The following is a 24,498-nucleotide window of genomic DNA, read 5'->3' on the forward strand; positions in this document are numbered from 1 at the left end:
GTGGGTCCTGCGGGGATCCCTCGCTCCAAGCAGAATCAGGTTCAAGACATGAAAATTGGAATCCTCACCAGCGGCGGAGACTGCCCCGGCCTGAACGCCGTGATCCGTGGCGCCGTCCTCAAAGGAATCGCGGTCCACGGCCAGCAGTTCGTGGGATTCAGGGACGGCTGGCGCGGGGTTGTCGAGGGCGACATCGTCGAGATTCCGCGCACCATGGTCCGCGGCATCGCCAAGCAGGGCGGCATCATCCTCGGCACCTCCCGCACCAACCCGTTCGAAAACGGCGGTGGGCCGCACGTCATCAAGGCGCACATGGACCGGCTCGGGATCGACGCCATCATCGCCATCGGCGGCGAAGGCACTCTCGCGGCCGCCAAACGGCTCAGGGACGCCGGCCTGAAGATCGTCGGTGTGCCCAAGACCGTGGACAATGATCTCGACGCCACGGACTACACCTTCGGCTTCGACACCGCCGTGCAGATCGCGACCGAGGCAATCGACCGGCTGCGCACCACCGGCGAGTCCCACCACCGCTGCATGATCGCCGAAGTCATGGGCCGCCACGCCGGCTGGATCGCACTCCACGCCGGCATGGCCTCGGGCGCCCACGCCATCCTGATCCCGGAGCAGAAGGTCAGCATCGAGCAGATCACCGAATGGGTGAACGAGGCCCACGAGCGTGGCCGCGCCCCGCTCGTGGTGGTTGCTGAGGGCTTCGTCCCATCACACATGGAATCCCCGCATTCCGAGCGCGGCCTGGACACCTTCGGGCGCCCCCGGCTCGGCGGCGTCGCCGAACAGCTGGCCCCGCAGATCGAAGCCCGCACCGGCATCGAAACCCGCGCCACCGTCCTGGGCCACATCCAGCGCGGCGGCGTTCCGACGGCGTTCGACCGGGTCCTGGCCACGCGCCTGGGCATGGCAGCCGTCGACTCCGTGGCCGAGGGCCGCTGGGGCACCATGGTCTCCCTGAACGGCACCGACATTAACCACGTGGGCTTCGAAGCCGCCCTCGGCAAGCTCAAGACGGTTCCGCAGCACCACTACGACGAAGCGGCCGTACTCTTCGGATAGGGCTGGCGCCCGTAGCGGCTATTACGTTAAGTAGAGAGGGGTCATTGCGTTTGATGCAAGATCGGCCCGCCTCCTCTTGTCCAGTCGGCGCGAATCGTTGTGAGGCCGGAATTTGCCTCTGACCGGCGGCATTTCTGGAAGCCGCCGCCGCCCTATATGGCGCCTATAGCGCCCGTGCTTCGTAAGAGCTTTCCTTGGCCGAGCTGATTCTTTCGCCATCGCCGGTGCATTCGTTCCACATTTATTGGAGTACCGGTGTTTATTATCTCAACATGTCGCAACAAGATCGCCTAAATGAAATAAGTTGCCATAAAACTGGGGTCAACTAGAAAACCTTGACGATCGCTAAGAGAATGGCTGATGCATGGACATGAGCTGGGCCTCTCTGAGGGCTTTGAAGGAAGTGGCGAGTCGCGGCACGATGATCGCCGCTGCTGAGGCTCTTGGCTATACAACCGGGGCGATTTCGCAGCAACTTGCCGCCCTCGAAACGTCCGTCGGAACGCCGCTGCTTCAACGCGTAGGACGCACAGTTGAACTGACGGACGCCGGTGTCGTCCTAGCAAAACACGCCGCGGAGCTTTTGGAAGCCCAGGCACATTCCCGGCAAGCCGTAAGAAACACTATCCAAGCGGCCGCCGGGACGGTGACCCTTGGCGTGTTCGCCACCGCCGCGGCGAGCCTGCTCACTCCAATAGCCGAGGAGCTGAATAAGCAATACCCGCTGATCATGCTGCAGGCTAGGGAATATGCTGTCGATGACGTGGGTCGTCGCGTGCGCCTGTCCGACGTCGACCTCGCCCTTGGGCTTGACTATCCGGTTGCCCCGATTCCCCGTGAGGAGGGCACAAAGCTCCGCACCCTACGGTCAGAAACATTCGCACTGGCAGCGTCTCCGGGATCGGGGCTTCCGGATCAGGTTGCCTTGTCCGACTTGGCCAGCCACGACTGGATTCTGCCGCCTGCCAACACCCACTTTGGCGTTGTTGTGCGAACGGTTTGCCGCAAGGTGGGGTTTGAGCCAAGGGCCACATTCGAAATCAATGACACCGCTGCCTCGCTCGCCCTTGCAGCGTCCGGTCTAGGGGTCTGTCTGGTGACCCCGATGATGCTTGAGTTTTCCGGATCCAGAAAGATAAAAGTTTCTAGCTTGAGCGAGTCAATCCAGCGCAACATAGTCCTCATCGAGCGTCTGAAAGACAGCTACGACCGGTCTGCTGTCCTCCGCACAGCAGACTCCATTGCCATGACCGTGAACGCCCAAACTGGAACAGGGTAGGCGTTCTTTTCCTTTACCGATCCCGTGCAGTTTCGCATACCTGACGCCTTAGGCATGGTAATTGTTTAGGTTTCTTTAACGATGGGCCGCAGACATTCTCGCTTGTGCCGGGGAGTAGAGGCCGAGATACTCGTTCAAGAGGCGTGGCAAGGCCCGTACTTGAATCAAGAAAGTTTGACCCAAGTTGCCGAATTTGTCTTTGCATTGGATGTAAATATATTGCCCGCAGATTATAACTTCTTGGGGCGAAGGTAATAAGGGAAAGGCTTTTAATAAATGCAAACCCTCCTGGCTGTGGGCGATAATCTCGTTGATTGCTACCCCGCTCTCGGACTGGAATTTCCGGGTGGCAACTGTCTGAACGTGGCCGTGCAGGCCGCGAGGGCGGGACTGCGGGTTTCGTACTTGGGCGCCGTCGGTACTGACCGCCGCGGGACCTTGATCCGCGAGACGCTCGCAGCAGAAAACGTTGACTTCGAACGCGGCCGGATTGTCGAGGGGCCCTCTGCATACTGCGTCATCGGGCATCAGGAGGGCGACCGCGTGTTTCTTGACTCCCATCTCGGCGTCTCCAGGTTCACTCTCACAGAGGGAGATCTGGCCTTCGCGGCGCGGCACACAGTTGTTCACTCTGCACAGGCGAGCGGGACTGACGAGTTCATCGGATTGCTCGCCCAACAGACACTCGTTTCGTACGATTTCTCGACCGTGCGCGACGAGGCCTTCATCCGGGGAATTGCCCAGCATTCCTTTCTGGCATCCTTTTCGGGCAGTTCCCTCAGCAGCACCGAGGTCGACGGTCTGGTCGAGCTGAGCCTCTCCAGTGGCGCCCAATGGGTTCTTGTGACCCTCGGCGACCGGGGCGCGGTCCTGCATGCTCCGGGACGGGTTTACTCCATTCCGTCCGTACCGGTGGAGTCTCTCGACACCCTCGGGGCGGGGGACGCGTTCGTGGCCAACGTCCTGGCCGGACTCGTTAGCGGCGCAGAACCCCACGCCTTCTTGTACCAAGCGGCGCTCAAGGCCGCCGAGACCTGCACCCACTTCGGAGGCGTGGGCCACGGCTCTCCATTTTTCCTGAGTGATAAGACCAGGCTTTAGCAGCTTCCTGATTTCCCTAACCCGAACTCCCAGCATTATCGAGAGGAACAACTATGACCGACGGAATCTATGTAGGCACACGCGAGGCAACCCCGATCCCCCAGGATCTTATCCCGTCGCAGGAAAAGGCGCTGGCCCTCGCGGACCGGATCGGGGAGGCCATAGCCGGCCTTCCCATGGCGCCGAAGCGGATCTTCCTAGTGGGATCAGGAGGATCGTATGTGGGTCTTGTGCCACTGCAGTATCTTCTCGACACGGAGTCCTCCACGCCGACGCTTCGCATTAACTCGGACGAGTTCTTCTACCGGAAACCCGCCTCTGTTGGCTCTGACACCCTGCTCATCGCCCTATCCGGAACCGGTAACACGGCCGAAACCGTCCGGGCCGCCCAGTGGGCCGTCGAGCAGGGCGCGACAGTGTTGGCCTTCACGCTGAAGCCGGAGTCCCTTCTGGGAACCAAGTTCGACAACGTCTTCGTTCCGGAGCCCGAGGACAACGGGCAGCGGTCACAATTGGGCGGCCTCGCCGCCTCCCAGCTGATGTTGCAGTTCGCCGGCCTGGCGTTGCTGCGGCGCGACGGCATCGACACCTCGGCCAGAGAAAGCGTGCTCCTGCAGGTACCGGAGAAGATCCTGGCGGCGCTGGAAGAATTTGAACCGAAGGCGGAGCTGATCGCCGGTGCAATCAAAGAGGCGCCGATGACCTACGTGCTGGCTTCGGGCCCTCTCTATGGCGCCGCGCTGACCTTCACCATGTGCTTTATGCAGGAGATGCAGTGGATGCACGCCGCCACAGTGAATTCCAATGAGTTCTTTCAGGGTCCGTTTGAGGTGGTGGACAAAAATTCGAAGATCGTCGTCTTTTTGGGCGAGGACAAAACCCGACCCATGGGCGAGCGTGTCCGGACGTTCCTTGACACCTATGCCGGGGAAGTCCACTACGTCGATGCTGAGGATTTCACCCTGTCTGGTATCCCGGCTGAGCTCCGGGCCTTCGTCAGCCCGATCGTTTATCACGCCCTAACAACCCGTATAGCTGCCCACCTCTCCGCCGCAACCGGCTACGAGCTGGATGGACGCCGCTACATGTGGCAGGTCGAGTACTAAACCCCCGTTTTGTGGAACCCAGAAGAGCGGAACTGAAATGCTAAGAAAAACCCTGTCCAAGCACGGAACCGGCGTAGCCCTCGGGGCATTCATGACGGGCTCCGTTCTTTTCCTCAGCGCCTGTGGAGGCCCGAGTAACGCGACGAGCGAAGCAAAGCCTTCCACCGCGAAGTCGCCGAACTTCAGCCAGACCCTGCACGACGCGCTGCCGGCCGCGTACAAGGACAAAACAGTCAAGGTAGGGGCGTTCAACGACTGGCCGCCGGACGAGTTCATGGAGAAGGGTGAGCTCAAGGGCTGGAGCATCGACATGGCGTCAGCCATTTTCGGCGTCCTGGGCGTTGACTACACAATCGAGGGAACCACATTCGAATCAGTCATTCCCGGCTTGGCCACCAAGCGGTACGACGCGGGTTTCGCTTCCTTTGGAGTCACTCCTGACCGGCTGAAAACACTGGACTTCATCCCCCAGCGCCAGGAGGGAACCGCATACGGCTCGCTAGCGTCAAGCCCGATCGCCGTAGAGAAAATCGCTGATCTCTGCGGTCGCTCCGTGGCCGTACTCACGGGAGCCTTTGACTACCAGTACCTGCTGGAAGAGAGCTCAAAGAACTGTTCCTCAAATCCGATCGATCTCAAGCAGTTCACTACACAGAATGAAGCCGAACTGGCTGTCACCTCCAAGCGGGTTGAGATTGTAGCTGCCGGTTCAGCCAAGCTGCTCTACAGTGCCAAGCAAACCGGAACCATGCACGTCTCAGGTCTGCTCTCCAACCCCGTATACAACGGCATCGGGGTCGCCAAGGGGAACAAACTGGGCGAATCCATCCGCGCGGCCATTCAGGTCCTCATCGACAACGGCACCTACAAGACCATCCTCGACAAATGGGGCGTTGGTTCCCAAGGCCTCCTCAAAAAGGCCGTGCTTGCCACAGCTGACAACCCCAACCCCTAGCAATCAAAGACTGCCGGCGCCGCAGGGGATCCCTGCGGTGCCGGCGCTCGCAACCGCTTAGCCCCAAGGAGCAGGTTATGACTGTCGATGCGCGAACCGTCAGTACCGGTCTTAAAGTGGAGGTAAATCAAAAGCCCATCAAACGTCGTCACCCGTCCTGGTGGCTGGGAGGTGCAGCGATTGCGCTGCTCGTGCTCGCTTTCCTCCAAGTCCTGGTGACCAACGCCAACCTGCAGTGGCCCGTTGTCGCCGAATACCTCTTCGCACCAGAAATCCTCGCCGGCCTTGGCCGAACCATGCTCCTGACCCTGTTGGCTATGATCATTGGCTTGGCCATCGGCGTGATTATCGCGGTCATGCGCTTGTCACAGAACCCTGTCTTTCAGTGGGTAAGCATTAGCTGGATTTGGTTTTTCCGAGGAGTACCGCCGCTGGTTCAGCTCGTCCTCTGGTATAACTTGGCGCTTATCTTCCCGGAGCTCACGTTTGGGATCCCCTTCGGTCCTTCCCTGATGTCTTTGGATACTAATGCAGTCATCACCCCGTTCAGCGCCGCGATTCTGGGACTGTCCCTGACCGAGAGCGCCTACGCGGCGGAAATGATCCGCGCCGGGATCCAGGCAGTCAGCGGCGGCCAGACCGAAGCGGCAGCCTCCCTTGGCATGAGCCGGGGACAGACGCTGCGGAAAATCGTCCTGCCGCAAGCAATCCGGATCGTCATACCGCCGATCGGCAATGACACCATTTCCATGTTGAAGTTCACGTCGCTAGTGAGTGTCCTCGCCCTGCCGGATCTGCTCTACTCAGCACAGATGATCTATGCACGCACATACCAGACAATCCCCCTGCTCTTGGTCGCCACACTGTGGTATCTCCTGCTAGCAACGGTCCTGACATTTGCGCTTTCCCGTGTGGAAAAACGACTGGCCGGGAAAAGCACTTCCGTTGTAAATGGTGCCGGCCGCGGGTGGCGAGATGCCTTCAGAATCACTGCAAGAAAGGAAGCATCCCTTTGAACATGCAGACGCAGCCACTGCTGATCGTTGACCGCCTAAGCAAGAGCTTCGGATCCAATCAAGTGCTCAAGGACATCAGCCTGACCATAGCGGGAGGCGACGTCACGTGCATCATCGGCGCCTCCGGGTCAGGCAAGAGCACCCTCCTTCGATGTCTCAACAGGCTGGAAACTCCTGACGCCGGGACCGTCTACCTGGAGGGAGCGCCAGTCGGAATGAAATGGAGCAAGGACCGGCTCTACGAGATGAGCCCCAAGGAACTGGCTGGACAACGGCGGGCCATGGGCATGGTCTTCCAAGGGTTCCACTTGTTTCCGCACCTCACGGCTCTGGAAAACATCATGCAGGCGCCACGCACGGTCAAGAAGGAAAAAACCGAAGATGCGCGGGGTTACGCGCTTGAGCTCCTTGACCGCGTCGGCTTGGTGGAGAAAGCGCAGTTTTATCCCCATCAACTTTCGGGCGGCCAACAGCAACGTATCGCCATAGCCCGGTCGTTGGCGATGAGACCGAAGGTGATGCTGTTCGACGAGCCGACTTCAGCGCTTGACCCCGAGCTCGTGGGAGAGGTGTTGTGGGTCATGAAATCCCTGGCCCAAGACGGCATGACCATGGCCGTTGTCACCCACGAGATGGATTTCGCAAGGGAGGTCGCTAACCACGTCGTCTTCATGGACGCTGGCTACATAGTCGAAGAAGGTGCGCCGGCCGACGTCCTGGGCAACCCGCAGCACGCCCGGACCAAGACCTTCCTGTCGCGAGTTTCCTGAACAGAAAACAGACCTGAAGAACTACAGACTAGGGCCCTCATGGGATTACGGATCCTCAGCGCGACGGATGTATATAGGTCTTTATCGCTCCCCGATTCACTGGCTGCGCAGCGAGAGGCTTTCGAGTCTTTGTCTGCCAACAAAGACGTCGGCGGCCACCTGTCGCACCCCGGCCAAGGCGGCAACTCCTTGGTCTTCGTTCATACCGGTTTGATCCCCGGGGACACGGGAATCGCTTGCAAGTTCGGCGTGCAGATCCCCGGAAACGCCCGGCTGGGGCTTCCGACCGTCCAGGGTCTGGTCACCCTTCTTGACCCTGACACCGGCGTGCCCCTTGCCTGCCTTGATGGTGCGGCAATCACAACCATCCGGACGGCGCACGGAGTGGTTGCAGCCGCGGAGCTTCTGGCGCGCAGGGATGCAAAGAAGGTGGCGATTATTGGTTCCGGAGCTCAGGCCCGTGAACTTGCCCTGTGTATGCCGCAGATCAGGCAGCTGTCCGAAACAGCACTCTGGAGTCCAACACTCGAGAACCGGGAACGGCTAGGCCGTGAGTTGCGCCAAGCGGGCGGTTCCACTGTTCGCGTCGTGGATACGGCTCGTGCCGCCGTGGAAGGAGCTGACATCATCGTCACGGCAACGCTGAGCCAGACCCCTGTTGTCGAGGGCGCGTGGCTGGCCCAAGGCGCAACGGTTCTCACTTTGGGTTCCTACTCCTCAGACAGGCGCGAACTCGACTTAGAGGCAACTGCGCGGGCCGACTTGGTGGTAGTGGACCAGGTTGCCAAAGCTACGGCCCAGGCCGGGTGTGTTCTGGAAGCCTTTGGGGCAGGAGTTTTAGAACCTGCTCAGCTAGTGCCCGTGGGTGACATCTTGACCGGAATCCACCCCGGCCGAACCAGTCCGGGGCAGACAATCATCTTTCACAGCCTTGGATTTGGAGTGCAGGACGCCGCGGCGGCATGGACTGCCTATCGGGGCGCCATGGCCAACAACTTCGGCACAGACGTGCCGTTCTAAGGGACCATGACGAGCATTCAGACGGAACAAACTAGCGCTTCCCGACTAGCGTGCAGTCCCGAATGAAGGCCGCGCATTAGGTGGGATTCAAGCTCCAGATCAGGGGCCAAAGGGGATCTCCCTTCCGGTCCCCGCAAGCCCTAGGCCTTATCTCATGGTTTGAAACAACGCACGTAACCCATTACCGATGGTTGATACCCAAGGAGGGGTGGGTATGTTCCCTTCAATTAAGACAGGACGATCAATGTCAAACGTGGTCTCGCTCCAGCTTCCCGCCGGAATCCGGCAGCCTTCGCATGCAGCCGTCGTCATCATCGGTGGCGGCATCATGGGAACCAGCATCGCGTTCCATCTGGCCGAAGCCGGTGTGCGCAACATAGTTCTCGTTGATCGGTCCGATCTGGGCGCAGGATCCTCGTCCAAACCCCTTGGCGGCGTGCGGGCGACGTTCTCAGACCCGGCAAACATTGTCCTGGGCCGGCGCAGTCTGCGCGCGTTTGAGGAATTCGGGCAGCGCTTTTCCACAGACATCGGATTGCGCAAGGTAGGTTACCTGTTCCTGTGCCGCAGCGAATCCGAAATCCTGGACTGCGAGCGAAGCACCGTCATCCAAAACGGTCTCGGCAGCACCAGCCAAATGATTTCCCCCGCCGAGGCAGTCGAAATCAACCCTTTCCTCCGCCAGGAAGCCCTCATCGGCGCATCGTTCTCACCGGAGGACGGATTCGCGGAACCGGGGAAAGTGGTCCGGGCCTATGCCGACGCTGCCGCCGCGCTGGGCGTGTGCATCCTTGAGCAAACGGAAGTCATGGATGTGGCCGCCTCAGGCGGAAGCATCAGTTCGGTGACCACCAACCGCGGAACCATCACCACCGATGCCGTCATCTGCTGCGCCGGAGCGTGGTCCCAACGTGTGGGCGTCATGGTCAACGTCAACCTGCCTGTTGTCCCGGTGCGGCGGCAGATCGGCATGACCCGCCAGATGAGCTCGCCCATGCCCACCGTGCCGTTCACGCTGGACCTGTCGACCACGATGTACTTCCACAACTACCGCAAGGGCATGCTCCTGGGGATTTCCAACTCCAACCAGGAGCCCGGCTTCGCCCGTGACTTCACCCATGAATGGCTGCCGGAGTTCAATGCAGCGGCCCGTGTGTGCGCCCCCGCGCTGGAGGCTCCGGAGCTGGAGTGCGGCTGGGCCGGTCTGTATGAGAACACCCCCGATCACAATGCACTTATCGGAGCGTCCAGCTCAGTTGGCGGCTTCTACTACGCCACGGGATTTTCCGGACACGGTTTCCTGCAGGGCCCTGCCGTCGGCGAACTCGTCAGGGACCTCTACCTGGACCGGGAATCCTTCATGGACCACGCCTCGTTTTCCGCCGATCGTTTCCGCACGGCCGACCAGCTCATTCAGGAAGTGCACATCATCTAGCGCGGAACGCCCCGCCGATTTGGCGCTCAAGCCGCATGCCCGCTCCATCAGCAATGATCGTGAAAGGAACCACGCCATGACCGCCCTTGAAACCTGGGAACTTCGAGCCGAGTTCGCGCGGCGGCTCTCCGCGATGTACGGGCGGGAAGTCCCCGCCTACAACACGCTTGTGGAGGTTTCCACCGAGGTGAACGAAGCGTATGCCGCCAAGCACGGCGCCGACGCCGAGCGGCTGGGCAGCATTGCACGGGTGACAGCGGAGCGCCACGGCGCCATCCGCGTCGGCTCGCCGAAGGAAATGGCCCAGGTTGCCCGCATTTTTGCGGCCTTCGGGATGTACCCGGTCGGTCTCTATGACCTTCGCGATGCGTCCTCCAGTTCCGTTCCCGTGGTCTCGACGGCCTTCCGCCCGATCGACGGCGCCGAACTGGCAAAGAATCCGTTCCGTGTCTTCACCTCCATGCTGGCGGCCGCGGATCCGCGCTTCTTTGACCAAGAGCTGCGCGCCGAGCTGGACGCATTCATCGGTGCCCGGCAGTTGTTCGGTGAGGAACTGCTCACCCTGGCGGACAAGGTAGCCGCGGGTGGCGGACTCGCCGCGGACGACGCCGCCCGGCTGCTGGAGCTGGCCACCGCGGCGTTTGAACTCTCCGGCGACCCCGTCGACTATGAGTGGTACAAGAAGCTGGAGGCGGTCTCCGCCGTCGCCTCCGACATCGGGGGCGTTTCCACCACGCACATCAACCACCTCACACCCCGGGTGCTGGACATCGATGAACTGTACAAGCGCATGGAGGCGCGCGGCATCAGCATGATCGATGAGATCCAGGGGCCGCCGCGCTGGGACGGGCCGGACCTGCTCCTGCGCCAGACGTCCTTCCGGGCGCTCGGCGAAAACCGGGTGTTCCGGTACGCGGACGGGTCCACCAGCGAAGGTGAACTGCGGGTGCGCTTCGGCGAGGTCGAGGCCCGCGGAATGGCCTTGACGGTGGCGGGCCGCGATCTCTACGACCGGATGGTCGCCGAGTCCGATGCCCGGTTGGCCGTGGCCCCGGCGGGAACGACTCGCGTCGAGGTAGCCGCCGGGGTCTGGGCGGAGAACCTGCCCCGCACCGAGAAGGAGCTGGCCCTGCAGGGACTGGCCTTTTTCACCTACCGCCTCGACGACGCCGCCCTGGCCGGTGCATCCTTGGCCGGCACGGCTTCCCTGTCGGATCTTGTCGAAGCGGGAATCGCCGTCCCGGAGCCCATTGTGTATGAGGACTTCCTCCCCCGCTCGGCCGCCGGGATCTTCCAATCAAACCTGACAGAGGAAGGTTCCAAGGACGAAGCCCAGGTCGGAACCAGCTACGACATCCACCGGATGTCCGAGATTGTCGGCTTCGAGGTCCATGACCCGAACGATCTCTACCAGCGGCAGCAGGACGCATCGATCGCGGCCCTGGCCCACCGCCTCAACATCACACTCAGCCACTAATCAGCCCGCCAGACCAAACAACCTCAGGAGATCACGATGACCGAAACTCTGACCCAAACGTCCGAACTTGCAGCGATCGTCCGCGACGCACTGGAGGCCTGCGGCGTCAATGTTGACGCCCTCGGAGGCCCGCACGAGGCGCCCTCGCCGCTGACCGGCGAAGTCTTGATGACCCTGCCGGTCAACACGCCGGCGGACATCGACACGATGATCGGCCAGGCCCACGAGGCCTTCAAAACGTGGCGTGATGTGCCCGCGCCGCTCCGCGGCAACCTGGTCAAGCGCTGGGGCGAGCTGCTGACCGAACACAAGGAGGACCTGGCGCGGATCGTGACGGCCGAGGCCGGCAAGATCCAGTCCGAAGCTCTCGGTGAAGTCCAGGAAATGATCGATATCTGCGACTTTGCGGTCGGCCTGTCCCGCCAGCTCTATGGCAAGACCATGCCCTCGGAGCGGCCCGGACACCGCCTCATGGAAACCTGGCACCCCCTTGGCGTTGTCGGGGTCATCTCTGCCTTCAACTTCCCCGTTGCGGTCTACTCCTGGAATACGGCGCTGGCTCTTGTGTGCGGCGACACCATCGTGTGGAAACCCTCGGGGATGACCATGCTCAGTGCACTGGCCGCCGATGCCCTGCTGGGCCGCGCCGTCGCGGACGTTGGCGCTCCGACAGACCTGCACAAGCTGGTCCTGGCCGATCGTTCCGGCGGCCAGGTGATCGTCGATGATCCGCGCGTGGCCCTGCTCTCCGCCACCGGCTCGGTCCGGATGGGCCAGGAAATCGCCCCCCGCGTGGCTCGCCGTTTCGGCCGCGCCCTGCTCGAACTCGGCGGAAACAACGCAGCAATCGTCGCGCCGTCGGCCGATCTCGATCTGGCCCTGCGCGGCATCGTCTTCGCCGCCGTCGGAACCGCCGGCCAGCGCTGCACGTCCATGCGCCGCCTGATCGTGCACGAATCGATCGTCGACGAACTGACCGACAAGCTCGTCAATGCCTACGCCACGCTGCGCATCGGGACCCCCTTGGATGAGGAGAACCTGATCGGGCCGCTGATCAACAAGTCCAGCTTCGATGGCATGCAGGACGCCATTAAGGCGGCACAGGAACAGGGCGGCACAGTCCGCTGCGGCGGTGGCCGCGTGAACGCCGACGACGAGCCCGGCGCCTACTACGTGGAACCTGCGATCGTCCGAATGCCGGCCCAGACCGCCGTCGTCAAGGACGAGACCTTTGCACCCCTGCTTTACGTCATGACATACACGGACTTCGACGACGCCATCGCCATCCAAAACGACGTTCCCCAGGGTCTGTCCTCGGCCGTGTTCACCAACGACCAGGCCGAGGCCGAACGCTTCATGTCGGCCAGCGGATCGGACTGCGGCATCGCCAACGTCAACATCGGCACCTCAGGAGCCGAAATCGGCGGCGCATTCGGCGGCGAGAAGGAAACCGGCGGCGGCCGCGAGTCCGGTTCCGACTCGTGGAAGGTCTACATGCGCCAGGCCACCAACACCGTCAACTACTCGGGACAGCTGCCGCTCGCCCAGGGCGTGAAGTTCCTCTAGGCACCCCGGCGGAGACGGTGCCGGCCCGGTCCGGCCGGCACCGTCTCCGCCGTCAGTCCCCCGTCAGATCACTTAGCCGCCAGCACATAAGGAGTATCCAGCGATGACCAGTCTGTTCGACATGATGGATGAATGGGGCCCGGAAAAGATCGTCACGGTCAGCGACGCCAAAACGGGAATGAAGGGCGTTCTGGTCATCGACAACACCTCCCGCGGCATGGGCAAGGGCGGGACCCGGATGCAGCCCGGCGTGACAGTCGATGAGATTGGCCGCCTGGCCCGGGTCATGACCTGGAAGTGGGCCGGCGTCGACCTCTTCTTCGGCGGCGCCAAAGCCGGCATCCGCGCCGACCCCAACTCACCCCACAAGGAAGCAATCCTCCGCTCCTTTGTCCGGGCCCTGAGCAATGAAGTCCCGTCCGAGTATGTCTTTGGCCTGGACATGGGGCTGACGGAAAACGATGCGGCCATCATCATCGATGAGTTGGGCGACCGGGGCGCAGCGGTGGGAACTCCCTACGATCTCGGCGGCGTACCCTACGACCAGCTGGGCATCACCGGCTACGGCGTGGCTGAAGTCACGGATGAGGCCGCAGCAACCATCGGCCTCCAGGGCCAGCGCGTGGCCATCCAGGGTTTCGGCGCTGTCGGGCATGCCACGGCTGCCCGGCTTCATGAGCTCGGCTATAGCGTCGTGTCGATTTCCACTGCTGAGGGCGCGCTTCACAATCCCGCAGGGCTGGACATCCCCAGGTTGCTGGCCATGCGGTCGCGGCTCGGCGACGGGTTAGTCAAAGAGTTTCCGGAACTGGCCATTCCGGCTGGCACCGAGTTGTTCGTCGACGCCGAAATCGCGATCCCTGCCGCCCTGCAGGATGTCATCCATGAGGGAAACGTGGGCGGCATCTCGGCCAAGCTCGTGGTGGAGGGCGCCAACCTTCCCACCAACGCCGCGGCACAGCAGGCGTTGCGCGCAGCGTCCGTGACGGTAGTGCCCGACTTCGTCGCCAACGCCGGCGGCGTCGTCAGTGCGGCCTTTGCCATGGAGTCCCGGTATTCGCCGTTCCGTCCCGAGACCGAGCAGATCTTCACGACGGTCTCCCACAAGCTCCGCGCGAACACGGCCATCGTGCTGGCGGAGGCGGAAAAGCTGGATTCCACCACCCACCATGCCGCCCGTTCGCTGGCACAAAGCCGCGTGCGCCGGGCCATGGAGCTGCGCGGCAAGCCCCTGCAGTACTAGCCTCCCACCACGCACCGCCGCAGGGACAAGGACGAGCACCACGCATGAACATTGACCAGATTGTCGAAGAACTCACCGCAGCCGTTGCGGGCATCGTTGACAGCAGCACCCGTCGACGCGCGGAATATTCCACGGACGCCTCGAACTACCGGGTAGTGCCCCAGGTGGTAGTCATGCCCAAGAACGCGGACGACGTGGTCGAGGCGGTCAGGATTGCCCGCCGGCACGGACTGGCTGTCACAGGCCGCGGTGCCGGCACGTCGTGCGCCGGCAACGCCGTGGGACCCGGATTGGTGCTGGACTTCAGCAGGTTCATGAACCAGATCATCAGCATCGATGCGGAGAACCGGACGGCGGTGGTCCAGCCCGGCGTCGTCCTCAGTGACCTGCAGCGGGCTGCCGGCGTCCACGGGCTTCGGTTCGGGCCTGATCCGTCCACGTCCACTCGGTGCACCATCGGAGGCATGATCGGCAACAACGCGTGCGGCCCCCATGGGCTCTCTTTTGGGCGGACGGCGGATAACGTGCGCCGCCTTCGCTGGCTGACCGGCTCGGGACAAGTTGTGGAGCTGGGCTCGGGCAAGGAAGCCACGGCCCAAATCCCCGGACTCGATGAGTTCATCACCGCCAATCTGGACGTCCTTCGGCTGGAGTTCGGCCGGTTCGGCCGCCAAATCTCGGGCTATAGCCTTGAGCATCTCCTGCCCGAGAACGGCGGAAACCTGGCCGCTGCCCTGACTGGGACGGAAGGAACCTGCGGCATCATCCTGGAGGCCGAGGTCCGGCTGGTTCCGCAGGCGGCCGCCCCGGCGTTGGCCGTGTTGGGATATCCGGATATGCCGGCCGCGGCCGACGCGGTTCCCGGCTTGCTTCCGCACCATCCGCTGGCCTTGGAGGGACTGGACGCGCAGCTGGTCAACGTGATCCGCAACGCCAAAGGCGAGCACGCCGTCCCCAGCATGCCGGCGGGGAACGGCTGGCTCATGGTGGAAGTGGGCGGAGCGACGTCGGATGATTCGGTAGCTGCCGCAGAGCGGATGGTCCTGGACGCGGGCGCGATCGACTCAATGATCCTTCCGGCCGGACCGGAGGCCAAACGGCTGTGGCAGATTCGGTCCGACGGCGCGGGTCTGGCCGGGAGAACCGCAGCCGGGAACCAGGCATGGCCGGGCTGGGAGGATTCGGCCGTCCCGCCCGAACATCTGGGCGACTACCTTCGTGATCTTGAACTGCTCATGGCCCGCGAGAACGTTTCGGGGTTGGCATATGGCCACTTTGGTGACGGCTGCGTCCACGTCAGGATCGACTTTCCGCTGGATCATGATGCCGCCGTGATGCGCCGCTTCCTGACGGCCGCGGCGGACCTAGTCGCCAAGTACGGCGGCTCGCTCTCGGGGGAACACGGCGATGGCCGGGCGCGCGGCGAGCTGCTGAAAACAATGTATTCGTCCCGGGCCCTGGCGGCGATGGCCGGGTTCAAGGCACTTTTCGACCTCCAGGACATCTTCAATCCGGGCGTCATCATCAAGCCTGATTCCTTCGACGCGCACCTGCGCCGCCCGCAAGCCGGCAACCTGCTGGCTTCAGATGGTTTCGCGTTTGCCCACGACGGCGGCAACATCACCAACGCGCTACACCGCTGCGTAGGCGTGGGAAAGTGCCGGGCCGATCTCCGAGAGGAGGGCGGGTTCATGTGCCCCTCGTACCTCGCCACCAAGGATGAAAAGGACGCGACCAGGGGCCGGGCGCGCGTCCTGCAGGAAATGCTCAACGGCGGCATCGTGGACATGTCCTGGAAGTCCCCGGAAGTCCATGAGGCCCTCGATCTTTGCCTGAGCTGCAAGGCCTGCGCCAGCGACTGCCCCACCGGCATCGACATGGCCATGTACAAGTCGGAGGCACTGCACCAGACCTACAAAGGCAGGCTGCGTCCGCTCAGCCACTACACCCTCGGCCGGCTGCCCACCTGGCTGGGACTGATCGGACCCCTCGGCCCCCTGGTCAACAAGGTTGCCTCCATCGGGATCCTCCGCCGGACCATGCTCCGGTTTGCCGGCGCTGATCCCCGCCGGTCCCTGCCGACATTCCCCAAGACGCCGTTCCATTCCCTGGTCGAGGCCCGTTCCGCAGCGCTGAACCCCGGACGCGTTCCAGCGGCGGCAGGTGGCAAGGCGGGCCATACGGCGACCGCTCCCCACAGGGTCCTGCTCTGGGTGGATTCATTCTCGGACGCGCTGAGCCCGGAGGTCACCGTTGCCGCGATCAAGGTTTTGCAGGCCGCGGGATGCGAGGTCGAAATTGCCGGTCCCGGCGCGTGCTGCGGATTGACGCTGATCTCAACAGGACAGCTGACCGCGGCCAAGGACGCCCTCAGCAAGACCTTGGACGTCCTGCACCCGCATATAGCCGACGGCCGGACCGTGATCGGACTTGAGCCGTCCTGCACGGCAGTGCTTCGCTCGGACCTGGTCGAACTGCTGCCCGACGACGAACGGGCCCGGCAGGTCTCGGCACGGACCCGGACCGTCGCAGAATTCCTCACATCCATCAACTGGCAGCCACCTTCCAGCGGCGAACAAATTCTTGCGCAACCCCACTGCCATCACAACGCCGTAATGGGGTACGGCAAGGATCTGGAGCTGCTGACGTCCATGGGCTGCGACGTGGATGTCTCCAACGGATGTTGCGGCCTCGCCGGCAACTTCGGCATGGAAAAAGGCCACTACGACGTCTCTGTGGCCATTGCCGAACAAGGCATTCTAGGCAAGATTGCGACGAACCCAGACCGAACGCTCCTGGCCGACGGGTTCTCCTGCCGCACCCAGCTGGCCGATCTCGCAGGCCGAGACTCCCGCCACGTCGTCCAGATCATCGCCGATGCACTGGACAACCCTGGACAGCGTTAAATGCAACCATGCGCTGGACCTGCTGTCTCAACGACCGGCAGTGATGCGCTTTCCGCCCATCGCATCCTGAAGCTGAGTGCCCCTCAGCGAGGGTGACCTTTAGGATGCTCCGCAGATGGCGTCGGCGGGCCGCTCGGCGGGGGAGATCACCAATGGTCAACGAGCCGCTTTTCGACCACAACCTGGCCTGGAATACCGACAGCACGTCCTGAGAGCTTCGTTTTAGAGCGGAGAACTGTGTGAACGAGAAGCTGCGGGTGCTGGTCCGTATGGACCTCGATGGCGCCAAGGCCCACGTCAAGGTCCAGGGCCACGTGACGGTTCAGAACCTCAATGGCCTCTACGGCGTGGTCCAGCGCGCCGGCTCGCTCGCCTCAGGACTGTCCCTGGAACTCGATGTGACACGCGCACAGACTGACTCCGACGCCATGGGAGAGCTTCGTGCGTTCGCCAAGTCGCATCACTCGCCGGTGCACGTCGACCCTCGCCAGCGTGACTATCAAATCAGCCTCCTGACGAAGAACACCGCGGTGTCCGCGGCCCTGTCGCCAGTCCTGGCAGCCTGACCCGCAGCACTGGCTACGAGGGTTGGCCGTGCCCGTGGCTCACAGCCTGGGCCTGTGTGCCTGAATCTGATGTCCGTGCAGGGCGCGGAGCATGCGGTGCGAGAGAGCGCGCTGGACTTTCATTTGTAGCATCGCTCCCTTGCGTGACCGGGCAGCTGGCGGCATGCCTTATCCCGCGCACTCGATGCAGTACGGATGGCCGTCCCGTTCGCGCGCGAGCTGGGACCGGTGCCGGACCAGGAAGCAGGAGTAGCAGGTGAACTCGTCCTTGGCCTGGGGAATGACCTGGACGATGAGTTCCTCGGCAACGAACTCCCCGCCGGGGGTCATGGCCTCATCCAGTGCGTCGGCTTCGTCCAGTTCGCGGACGACGCTGCGGGCATCGGGTGCGCTGGCGGACTGCAGCGCTTCCAAGGACCGGTCCTGGGATTCCTTGACGTCGGAACGTACTTCGTCGTAATCAGTTGCCACTGAGGTGTGTCTCTTTCTGGTGTTCTTCTCTGACGGAACTGCAACATACACCATCGGCCGGGTATTCCTTGGCCGGGAGGACCTGCTGGGCGGGTCCGGCCCCGGAGGAGCGCCGGTTAGCGGAGAGGCGCCCCAGGCGTTGCGGGCCTCTGCATCCGCGTCGGGTTCGGCCCGTTCCAGCGCCGCGACGATGCCTCTGGGGATATTTGTTGGTCGGACGGGGAGTTTATCGCAGGCAGACGGCCAGAGCGGGGTGGGGCGTCCCAGGCTGCACCGGTTATTGCGGTCGTTCCTGTCCTTGTGGAGGCGGATGCCGATGGCTTCGCAGCGCCGGTCACATTGGAGTCCATCGTGATCAGGTCGGCGTAGAAGTTGGGTTTGACGGTGTTACGGGCAGCAGCGCACGACCGGGGTGCCCCGGTGTTGAACTTGCCGGTCGTAGGCTTGATGGCACATTGGCCCGCTGACTGCCCTCCGGGTGGCCCTGCATGACCGCATGGCGGGAGGGGTGGCAGCGCGGGGTCAGGGGGACCGACCTGCGTGGATGCACCGGCGCGTCCGGGCCGGCAGGGCCCGCCGGTGTTGGGCGGAGAGTCTTGACTTACGCTCCCTCCGGCGAGACCCTGCAGGGATCCGGCAAGTTCCATCGACGAAGGACACCGCCATGCCCGCGGCAAACCACGAAAACGTAGGCGAGGACCTCTCACAGGTCGCTGAACTCGCTGCGCAGCTCCGGGTGGACTCCATCCGGTCCAGCACGTCCGCCGGATCCGGCCACCCAACGTCGAGCATGTCGGCCGCAGACTTGCTGGCCGTCCTGATCAGCCGTCATCTGCGCTACGACTGGGACAACCCGGACCTGGACACCAATGATCACCTGATCTTCTCCAAAGGCCATGCCTCTCCCCTGCTGTATTCGGTCTTCAAGGCCGTCGGCGTCGTCTCCGACGATGAGCTCATGAACGGCTACCGCCGCATCGGCCAGCGCCTGCAGGGACACCCGACGCCGGCACTGCCATGGGTAGATTTCGCGACAGGCTCGCTGGGGCAGGGACTTCCGGACGGCGTCGGCGTTGCCCTCGCCGGGAAATACCTGGATCGGCTCCCCTACCGGGTATGGGTGCTGTGTGGCGACAGCGAAATGGCCGAAGGGTCCATCTGGGAAGCCCTGGACAAGGCCTCCCACTATGGCCTGACCAACCTCGTCACCGTCGTTGACGTAAACCGGCTGGGACAGCGGGGCGAGACCGAACTCGGCTGGGACATGGAGTCCTACGCCCGCCGGGTCCAGGCCTTCGGCGCCCAAGCCATCATCATCGACGGCCACGATCTCAGCGCCATCGACGAGGCCTTTTCCACGGCGGCGAAAGCACCCGAAGGCAGACCCGTGGTCATCCTCGCCAAGACCATCAAAGCCAAAGGCTTCCCACAGATCGAAGACAGCCCCGATTGGCACGGAAAACCCTTACCGCCCGACATGGCCGAGAAGGCTATTGCAGAACTCGGCGGTCCAAGGACACTGACCTTACGCGGCCCACTTCCCGAAGAAGGGACAAAAGCACGCATCGACGCTCCCGGCGCAACCTTCCCCAGCTACACAATGGGCGAAAAGGTCGCCACGCGCAAAGCCTACGGCGACGCTTTGGCAGCACTCGGCGGCATCGATCCCGCCGTTGTTGCCCTGGACGGCGAGGTCAGCAATTCCACCCATTCCGACCAATTCGCGAAAGCATTCCCCGGCCGGTTCTTCGAGATGTACATCGCCGAGCAGCAGCTCATCGCCGCCGCCACGGGACTGAGCAGCCGGGGATATAAAGCCTTCGCCTCGACCTTCGCGGCCTTCCTCACCCGCGCCTACGACTTCATCCGCATGGGGTCCATCACGGGCGCCGATCTTCGCCTGTGCGGCTCGCACGCCGGCGTCGAGATCGGCGCCGACGGCCCCTCACAGATGGCGCTGGAAGACCTGGCGATGTTCCGGGCCGTGCATGGTTCGACCGTCCTCTACCCTGCCGACGCGACCAGCACAGCCGCCTTGGTGCAGGGCATGGCGGAAACTTCCGGCATCAGCTATCTCCGGACCACCCGCGGCGCCTACCCCGTCCTGTACGGCGCCTCAGAGCATTTCCCGGTCGGCGGTTCCAAGCTCCTGCGGTCCTCCGGCAACGACGACGTCACCCTCGTCGGGGCAGGGGTCACCCTTCATGAAGCGCTCAAGGCGGCAGACATCCTCGACGCTGACGGAATCCAGGCCCGCGTCATCGACTGCTACTCCATCAAGCCCATAGACGCAGAAACGCTGCTCACCGCCGCCGGCGAGACACAGGGCCGCGTCATCATCGCCGAAGACCACCGCCCCGAGGGAGGCCTGGGATCAGCGGTCAAGGATGCCCTGCTCACGGCACCGCCGAGTGACCTGTCCATCACACACCTGGCCGCGAACGGCATGCCCGGATCCGGAACCGGGCAGGAGCTCCTCGCCTGGGCAGGCATCGACGCCGAACATATCGCCGAGGCCGCCCGGGACCTGATCAGGCCAAACCCGCACCGGTCTTGATGGCGCGACTCCCCGGGACCAACATAAACCCCCGACAGGCCTCTCCCCCGGAAACTGCTGGCTATTCGGCCCCAATTGTCCAGATAGTGTCTGGACAATTGGGCTGGACCGTCGGAAGCTACAACCTCTCTTCGCCGTACCGGCCCTGGCTGTCTGGTCCCAAACCGGGATTCTGGACTTCGGCCGGGGCTGGAATCACGGGCACAGGATTCATTTCCGCGGTCGCGTGGTTGGCGCTGGGGAAGGCCTCGTACTGTAGGCGCGGGCCTAATTGTCCAAAGAGCTTTGGACAATTCCTGATGTTGCTTTGGCGGAGTCAGCACGCCGTGGCGGGTGTGAGTTTCCCAATGTGAGCGATTATTGGCTGTCGTCGGTGTCAGAGCCTGCTTCTGCCCATTCCAGGGCGGCTACGAAGTGCCCCTCATTGGGGAGAGCCTGCTGTTCGGAAGCCGGGAGCTTGTCGTAGGTGTAGGTGGCGACGGCCATGGGTGAGGTGGAGCGTCCCAGGCTGTACCGGACGCTGCGGTCGTTCTTGGTGCCGCAGATGAGGATGCCGATGGTTTCGTTGTGGTGGCCGCGCCGAAGGGTGTCGTCGACGAGCGCTACGTAGAAGTTGAGCTTGCCGGCGTACTCCGGTTGGAACTTGCCCGTTTTAAGTTCGATAACCACATAGCCCGTTAACCGCACCAATGACGCACTTCACAGTTGATGCTCGGCACCGCTCCCCCCGTTAGGAACGGGGCATTTTGTGCAGGCACTGACTGCACCATCGTTCTGCTTAGCTGCTCTCCCGGCCTGACAAAGGGACCTGGGTCTGTCACTACCGGAGTCTGTGAGTCCGTTCCTGCGGCCGATAGCGGATATTACGTCAGCCTAGATTGACGCAGCATCGGTTATCGGCCTTCGATAATGGGCGGAAGTGGCCGCGAAAGGGCGGTGCCTGGCATCGCCTCACGTGTCATGCGTTTCCCGGCGACCGTTTGCATCGGCAGCAGGCTTCGGGTTCAACGCTTGCTGCCCCCAACACCCGGCACGGACGCGACTTGTTTCATCCACGCCGCGATTTGGCGTTCGTCGATGTCGTCCATGGATTCGAGCTCCACACCCCGCGTCGACCTGCCCATCCCCACCGGTGTCACCGGCGGTACAGGCTCGAGCGCCGCGCCATTCACAAACATGAGCTTGACATGGCGAGCAAAGCCGCCGCAGCTGAAGCACCACCCGTCGCCGACGCCGTAGTACGACATGCCCCACTTCACGGAGCGCCGGAGGCCGGGCAGCGTTTTTGCCGCCAAAGCATCGACCGCTTCGGCGATGCCCCGCTGCGGCTGTGGCAGACTGGCGATATATGCGAAGACCGGCTTGTCGCCGACCGCCGCTTTCGCCGGGCTTGCCCTGCCGGTCATGGCTTCCGGCAGCGTGATGGCGTCGGCATGTGCCGCTGTGGGCGTGGCCGCTGTTTGGGTTTCCCTCTTACCGATCTCCCCGCTGGTCATGGAGAGAATTATTCCTTACGCATCGAGGGCAGGAGCTGGAGAGTATCTCCGATCCAGACGACCACCCACAAACCTCGAGGTCCAGTCATGTCGGAAACCGATACAAGGTGATGAACAGGTATGACGCGAGGACCCAACCCGGACCGGAACAACGGTCCGGGTTCCACACCCCGGGATTCTGTCGGAGTTACACCCCCGTATGGACGCCGATGGATCTTCCGGCTGGGTGATCGACGGGTCCGCCAAGATGCGCCAGGACTTTCGAAGTACTGCCGGCAAGTCATGTCATCTGGCACGCAAAATTGAATGAAGTGGTGTCGGCAGAAACGGCAGGAAGGGAGCCGAGATGCAGCGTGAACAGCCGCCGTGGACGGCGTGTGGACACTGTACACACGCCCTTTGGCCGGACAAACGGGAACCAGCCTCTCCCCCGGTCCCCAAGAAACAGCGAACCGAGGCCAGGAACCTGGAAAGAATTCCACGCAGGTCATGTCGTCAGCAGGAGCGCTCGGCATGAATAGGTACAGGGCCAACCACGCCCGACACAAACAGCAAGAAAGGAGGCCCGAATGATCCCAAGTCTCAGCACGTCATGCACTTCCACGCGCTCCCGGCCATGAAGGAGTACACACCAACACTGTCCAAGCCAAGAGAGGAGCCGCCAGAAAGCAACAGCCATCAACAAAAATAGGCCCCCGCAGGGGCCCATAAAAGGAGATTTGTACACACTCAGGGGCCCACAAGCCCCTGAACAGGGAAAACACGTGCCCGAGGTGGGACTCGAACTGCATTCCCTCCCCTGCAAACACTGGGGACCCGCGAAAACATGCGGAATTGGGGCGAGTCGGAGGGCTATACAACGCAGTCCGAGACGGAAAGTGTGGACAATGTCCACACCCCCTAATTCAGTTCAGGACACTTCGAACGGTAGTGGCCAGGGGTTCGGCAGTGTCCGCATTTCCGGACCTTGGCGTCCTTTGCTGCTGGCACTTCCATTCCCTGCTCGGCCGGCGGTTTCGACTGCCTTGCACTCGGCCGCAGGTCGTCGAAATAGCCGGGCGCAGCCAAAGCATCTGCTGCTCGCTTGAGCTCCACGAGCTCTTCCACTGTCAGAACTTCGTCTGAGAACGCCGCTTCTCGCATCATCTCCAGGAACCGCTCGTTGAGCCCGCGAACCTGTTCGGCCCCCATGCCGCCCCTACCGGCGACCTTTGCCAGAGCTTTGGCTTCGTCGCCGATGATCTTGCCGTCTTCCAGTACGACAGCCAGCAGCTCAAGGTACTCGGCGGCGGCCGCGTCACTTACATCTGCAGTGCTGATGGGTAGTCGGGACACAAGTGAAGACATCCATCCCTCGGTGCCCTTCCTTAAAGCAACCGCACGGGTTAGCGGGCTGACCGCACCCAACCGGTGTGGATCAAACAAACCACTCACCGGGCCATGGCCAAATTCAAGGCCCGACTGGTAGCGATCAAGCATCATCGGAAGCAAGGCAGCAGTCGCCCTGACGTCTCCCAATGCTGCGTGCGCGTCTACTAGCGGTATCCCGGCATGTTGAGCGAGCGTACCCAGTTTGTGATTAGGAGTATCAAATGTCTGCTGCCCCAGCCATAGCGAGCAAAGAGCTGGCAGTGGCGGAGCAGCGACGCCAGCACGAGCGAATTCAGCAGCAAAGAACCGTTCCTCGAAAACTGCGTTGTGGGCAACAATCACTGCACCGTCCAAACGCGCTAAGACGTCCGGCAGAACGTCCGCGAATAGCGGTGCCTTCTTAACGGCATCGTTGCTGATTCCATGGACAAAAACTGCCCCTGTGTCACGACCTTCCGGGTTCAGCAGGGTCGCGTACTCCTCTTCAATCCGCCCGCTCTTATCAACCCGAGCAATCGCCAGTTCGATAACGCGGTCGCCCTTCCCCGGAGAGAAGCCCGTCGTTTCGACGTCGATCACCGCGAAGGGACCGTCGTGGCTATAGCCTCTTCCCGAGGACGGTCCGCCGTAGCTGAAGAGCTCACCAACGCGGCCGGGCTCGGCAAAACGCATAGCACGGCCCTGCGCGCGAATTGGTTCCGCCTCAGCACGCGGCCGAGTGTATGTCGGTGTCTTGCGTACTTCTGCCTTGCCGGCTGTAGCCTGCGAAGAAGGAGAACCGCTTCGTGTCTGCCGTCTCTTTCTCCGGCCTATCCACCAGAAAAGGACAACGACAAACAACAGACCAACTAAAACTTCCATGAAAACCCTTCATCGCGGCAAGAGCCCGATATTATCACCGTAATTCGTTTCCCGTGGACGCATTCGATGACCTTTGCTGCATGTCTACGTCACCGACACGTTAGTTGCCATTCGCTCCGGCTTGGGGCACCGTTAGGTGCGCAAAATTAGGCTTCTTATCCGACCCACGGATTTCAATGGTGAGCAGGCGAAGTCCAGTACTTGAAGGCCAGCCAGGAGTCATGCCGT

At 62.6% G+C, this 24,498-nt stretch carries 19 protein-coding genes; 15 read left to right on the forward strand and 4 right to left on the reverse strand.

Annotated elements, in window-relative coordinates:
• Positions 1 to 48 precede the first annotated feature (48 nt).
• From ARTB_RS08125 to ARTB_RS08190, 14 genes are all read left to right on the forward strand, one after another.
• Complete coding sequence (locus tag ARTB_RS08125; protein WP_243178630.1) at positions 49 to 1,074, forward strand: 6-phosphofructokinase; 1,026 nt, start codon at positions 49 to 51, stop codon at positions 1,072 to 1,074.
• 364 nt (positions 1,075 to 1,438) lie between these two features.
• A complete protein-coding gene (locus tag ARTB_RS08130) occupies positions 1,439 to 2,353 on the forward strand; it encodes a LysR family transcriptional regulator (protein ID WP_243178632.1) in 915 nt (304 codons plus the stop codon).
• A gap of 276 nt (positions 2,354 to 2,629) precedes the next feature.
• Positions 2,630 to 3,454: a PfkB family carbohydrate kinase gene (locus ARTB_RS08135; protein WP_243178636.1), complete on the forward strand. Its 825-nt coding sequence runs from the start codon at positions 2,630 to 2,632 to the stop codon at positions 3,452 to 3,454.
• Positions 3,455 to 3,507: 53 nt separating this feature from the next.
• Positions 3,508 to 4,560, forward strand: a complete 1,053-nt coding sequence (locus ARTB_RS08140) for an SIS domain-containing protein (RefSeq protein WP_243178640.1) — start codon at positions 3,508 to 3,510, stop codon at positions 4,558 to 4,560.
• 37 nt (positions 4,561 to 4,597) lie between these two features.
• Positions 4,598 to 5,515 (forward strand): transporter substrate-binding domain-containing protein, encoded by a 918-nt coding sequence (locus tag ARTB_RS08145; RefSeq protein WP_243178642.1) that lies wholly within the window; start codon positions 4,598 to 4,600, stop codon positions 5,513 to 5,515.
• Between the two features lie 77 nt (positions 5,516 to 5,592).
• Complete coding sequence (locus ARTB_RS08150) at positions 5,593 to 6,531, forward strand: amino acid ABC transporter permease (protein WP_243178649.1); 939 nt, start codon at positions 5,593 to 5,595, stop codon at positions 6,529 to 6,531.
• Between the two features lie 2 nt (positions 6,532 to 6,533).
• Positions 6,534 to 7,301 carry an amino acid ABC transporter ATP-binding protein gene (locus ARTB_RS08155; protein ID WP_279294115.1) on the forward strand — a complete coding sequence of 256 codons (768 nt, stop codon included), beginning with the start codon at positions 6,534 to 6,536 and terminating at the stop codon, positions 7,299 to 7,301.
• Positions 7,302 to 7,430: 129 nt separating this feature from the next.
• Positions 7,431 to 8,321 (forward strand): ornithine cyclodeaminase family protein, encoded by an 891-nt coding sequence (locus ARTB_RS08160; RefSeq protein ID WP_243178651.1) that lies wholly within the window; start codon positions 7,431 to 7,433, stop codon positions 8,319 to 8,321.
• A 244-nt stretch (positions 8,322 to 8,565) separates the two neighbouring features.
• The gene (locus tag ARTB_RS08165; RefSeq protein ID WP_243178655.1) at positions 8,566 to 9,756 is read left to right on the forward strand and encodes an NAD(P)/FAD-dependent oxidoreductase; all 1,191 of its coding nucleotides are present in this window, start codon (positions 8,566 to 8,568) and stop codon (positions 9,754 to 9,756) included.
• A 76-nt stretch (positions 9,757 to 9,832) separates the two neighbouring features.
• Entirely contained in the window at positions 9,833 to 11,233 is a 1,401-nt protein-coding gene (gene hglS, locus ARTB_RS08170) for a 2-oxoadipate dioxygenase/decarboxylase (RefSeq protein WP_243178656.1), read from the forward strand.
• A gap of 36 nt (positions 11,234 to 11,269) precedes the next feature.
• The gene (gene amaB, locus ARTB_RS08175; RefSeq protein ID WP_243178663.1) at positions 11,270 to 12,799 is read left to right on the forward strand and encodes an L-piperidine-6-carboxylate dehydrogenase; all 1,530 of its coding nucleotides are present in this window, start codon (positions 11,270 to 11,272) and stop codon (positions 12,797 to 12,799) included.
• A gap of 103 nt (positions 12,800 to 12,902) precedes the next feature.
• Positions 12,903 to 14,042, forward strand: a complete 1,140-nt coding sequence (locus ARTB_RS08180; protein ID WP_243178664.1) for a Glu/Leu/Phe/Val family dehydrogenase — start codon at positions 12,903 to 12,905, stop codon at positions 14,040 to 14,042.
• 44 nt (positions 14,043 to 14,086) lie between these two features.
• Positions 14,087 to 16,948: an FAD-binding and (Fe-S)-binding domain-containing protein gene (locus ARTB_RS08185; RefSeq protein ID WP_243178669.1), complete on the forward strand. Its 2,862-nt coding sequence runs from the start codon at positions 14,087 to 14,089 to the stop codon at positions 16,946 to 16,948.
• Positions 16,949 to 17,187: 239 nt separating this feature from the next.
• Positions 17,188 to 17,514: a hypothetical protein gene (locus ARTB_RS08190; RefSeq protein WP_243178670.1), complete on the forward strand. Its 327-nt coding sequence runs from the start codon at positions 17,188 to 17,190 to the stop codon at positions 17,512 to 17,514.
• 168 nt (positions 17,515 to 17,682) lie between these two features.
• On the opposite strand, the gene ARTB_RS08195 is transcribed toward ARTB_RS08190, so the two are convergent.
• On the reverse strand, positions 17,683 to 17,985 hold the full coding sequence (locus ARTB_RS08195; protein WP_243178671.1) for a DUF4193 domain-containing protein: 303 nt from the start codon (positions 17,983 to 17,985) through the stop codon (positions 17,683 to 17,685).
• Between the two features lie 664 nt (positions 17,986 to 18,649).
• Between ARTB_RS08195 and ARTB_RS08200 the strand changes: the two genes are divergently transcribed.
• A complete protein-coding gene (locus tag ARTB_RS08200; protein ID WP_243178673.1) occupies positions 18,650 to 20,542 on the forward strand; it encodes a transketolase in 1,893 nt (630 codons plus the stop codon).
• Positions 20,543 to 20,899: 357 nt separating this feature from the next.
• Here the strand turns inward: ARTB_RS08200 and ARTB_RS08205 are convergent, their stop codons facing one another.
• The 3 genes from ARTB_RS08205 to ARTB_RS08215 all read right to left on the reverse strand — a co-directional run bounded on the left by ARTB_RS08205 (position 20,900) and on the right by ARTB_RS08215 (position 24,270).
• Positions 20,900 to 21,229, reverse strand: coding sequence for a PDDEXK nuclease domain-containing protein (locus ARTB_RS08205; protein WP_308197233.1), 330 nt, complete (start codon positions 21,227 to 21,229; stop codon positions 20,900 to 20,902).
• Positions 21,230 to 21,546: 317 nt separating this feature from the next.
• Positions 21,547 to 22,038, reverse strand: a complete 492-nt coding sequence (locus ARTB_RS08210; RefSeq protein WP_243178677.1) for a DUF1801 domain-containing protein — start codon at positions 22,036 to 22,038, stop codon at positions 21,547 to 21,549.
• A 900-nt stretch (positions 22,039 to 22,938) separates the two neighbouring features.
• Complete coding sequence (locus tag ARTB_RS08215) at positions 22,939 to 24,270, reverse strand: 3'-5' exonuclease (protein ID WP_243178678.1); 1,332 nt, start codon at positions 24,268 to 24,270, stop codon at positions 22,939 to 22,941.
• Positions 24,271 to 24,498: the final 228 nt, after the last annotated feature.

Source organism: Arthrobacter humicola (assembly GCF_022803015.1).
Lineage (GTDB): Bacteria > Actinomycetota > Actinomycetes > Actinomycetales > Micrococcaceae > Arthrobacter > Arthrobacter humicola_A.

Excerpts from the sequence above, each read along its gene's own strand:
- ARTB_RS08125 (WP_243178630.1), top strand. The coding sequence starts at position 49 with ATGAAAATTGGAATCCTCACCAGCGGCGGAGACTGCCCCGGCCTGAAC.
- ARTB_RS08130 (WP_243178632.1), top strand. The coding sequence starts at position 1,439 with ATGGACATGAGCTGGGCCTCTCTGAGGGCTTTGAAGGAAGTGGCGAGT.
- ARTB_RS08135 (WP_243178636.1), top strand. The coding sequence starts at position 2,630 with ATGCAAACCCTCCTGGCTGTGGGCGATAATCTCGTTGATTGCTACCCC.
- ARTB_RS08140 (WP_243178640.1), top strand. The coding sequence starts at position 3,508 with ATGACCGACGGAATCTATGTAGGCACACGCGAGGCAACCCCGATCCCC.
- ARTB_RS08145 (WP_243178642.1), top strand. The coding sequence starts at position 4,598 with ATGCTAAGAAAAACCCTGTCCAAGCACGGAACCGGCGTAGCCCTCGGG.
- ARTB_RS08150 (WP_243178649.1), top strand. The coding sequence starts at position 5,593 with ATGACTGTCGATGCGCGAACCGTCAGTACCGGTCTTAAAGTGGAGGTA.
- ARTB_RS08155 (WP_279294115.1), top strand. The coding sequence starts at position 6,534 with ATGCAGACGCAGCCACTGCTGATCGTTGACCGCCTAAGCAAGAGCTTC.
- ARTB_RS08165 (WP_243178655.1), top strand. The coding sequence starts at position 8,566 with ATGTCAAACGTGGTCTCGCTCCAGCTTCCCGCCGGAATCCGGCAGCCT.
- hglS (WP_243178656.1), top strand. The coding sequence starts at position 9,833 with ATGACCGCCCTTGAAACCTGGGAACTTCGAGCCGAGTTCGCGCGGCGG.
- amaB (WP_243178663.1), top strand. The coding sequence starts at position 11,270 with ATGACCGAAACTCTGACCCAAACGTCCGAACTTGCAGCGATCGTCCGC.
- ARTB_RS08180 (WP_243178664.1), top strand. The coding sequence starts at position 12,903 with ATGACCAGTCTGTTCGACATGATGGATGAATGGGGCCCGGAAAAGATC.
- ARTB_RS08185 (WP_243178669.1), top strand. The coding sequence starts at position 14,087 with ATGAACATTGACCAGATTGTCGAAGAACTCACCGCAGCCGTTGCGGGC.
- ARTB_RS08200 (WP_243178673.1), top strand. The coding sequence starts at position 18,650 with ATGCCCGCGGCAAACCACGAAAACGTAGGCGAGGACCTCTCACAGGTC.
- ARTB_RS08210 (WP_243178677.1), bottom strand. The coding sequence starts at position 22,038 with ATGACCAGCGGGGAGATCGGTAAGAGGGAAACCCAAACAGCGGCCACG.
- ARTB_RS08215 (WP_243178678.1), bottom strand. The coding sequence starts at position 24,270 with ATGGAAGTTTTAGTTGGTCTGTTGTTTGTCGTTGTCCTTTTCTGGTGG.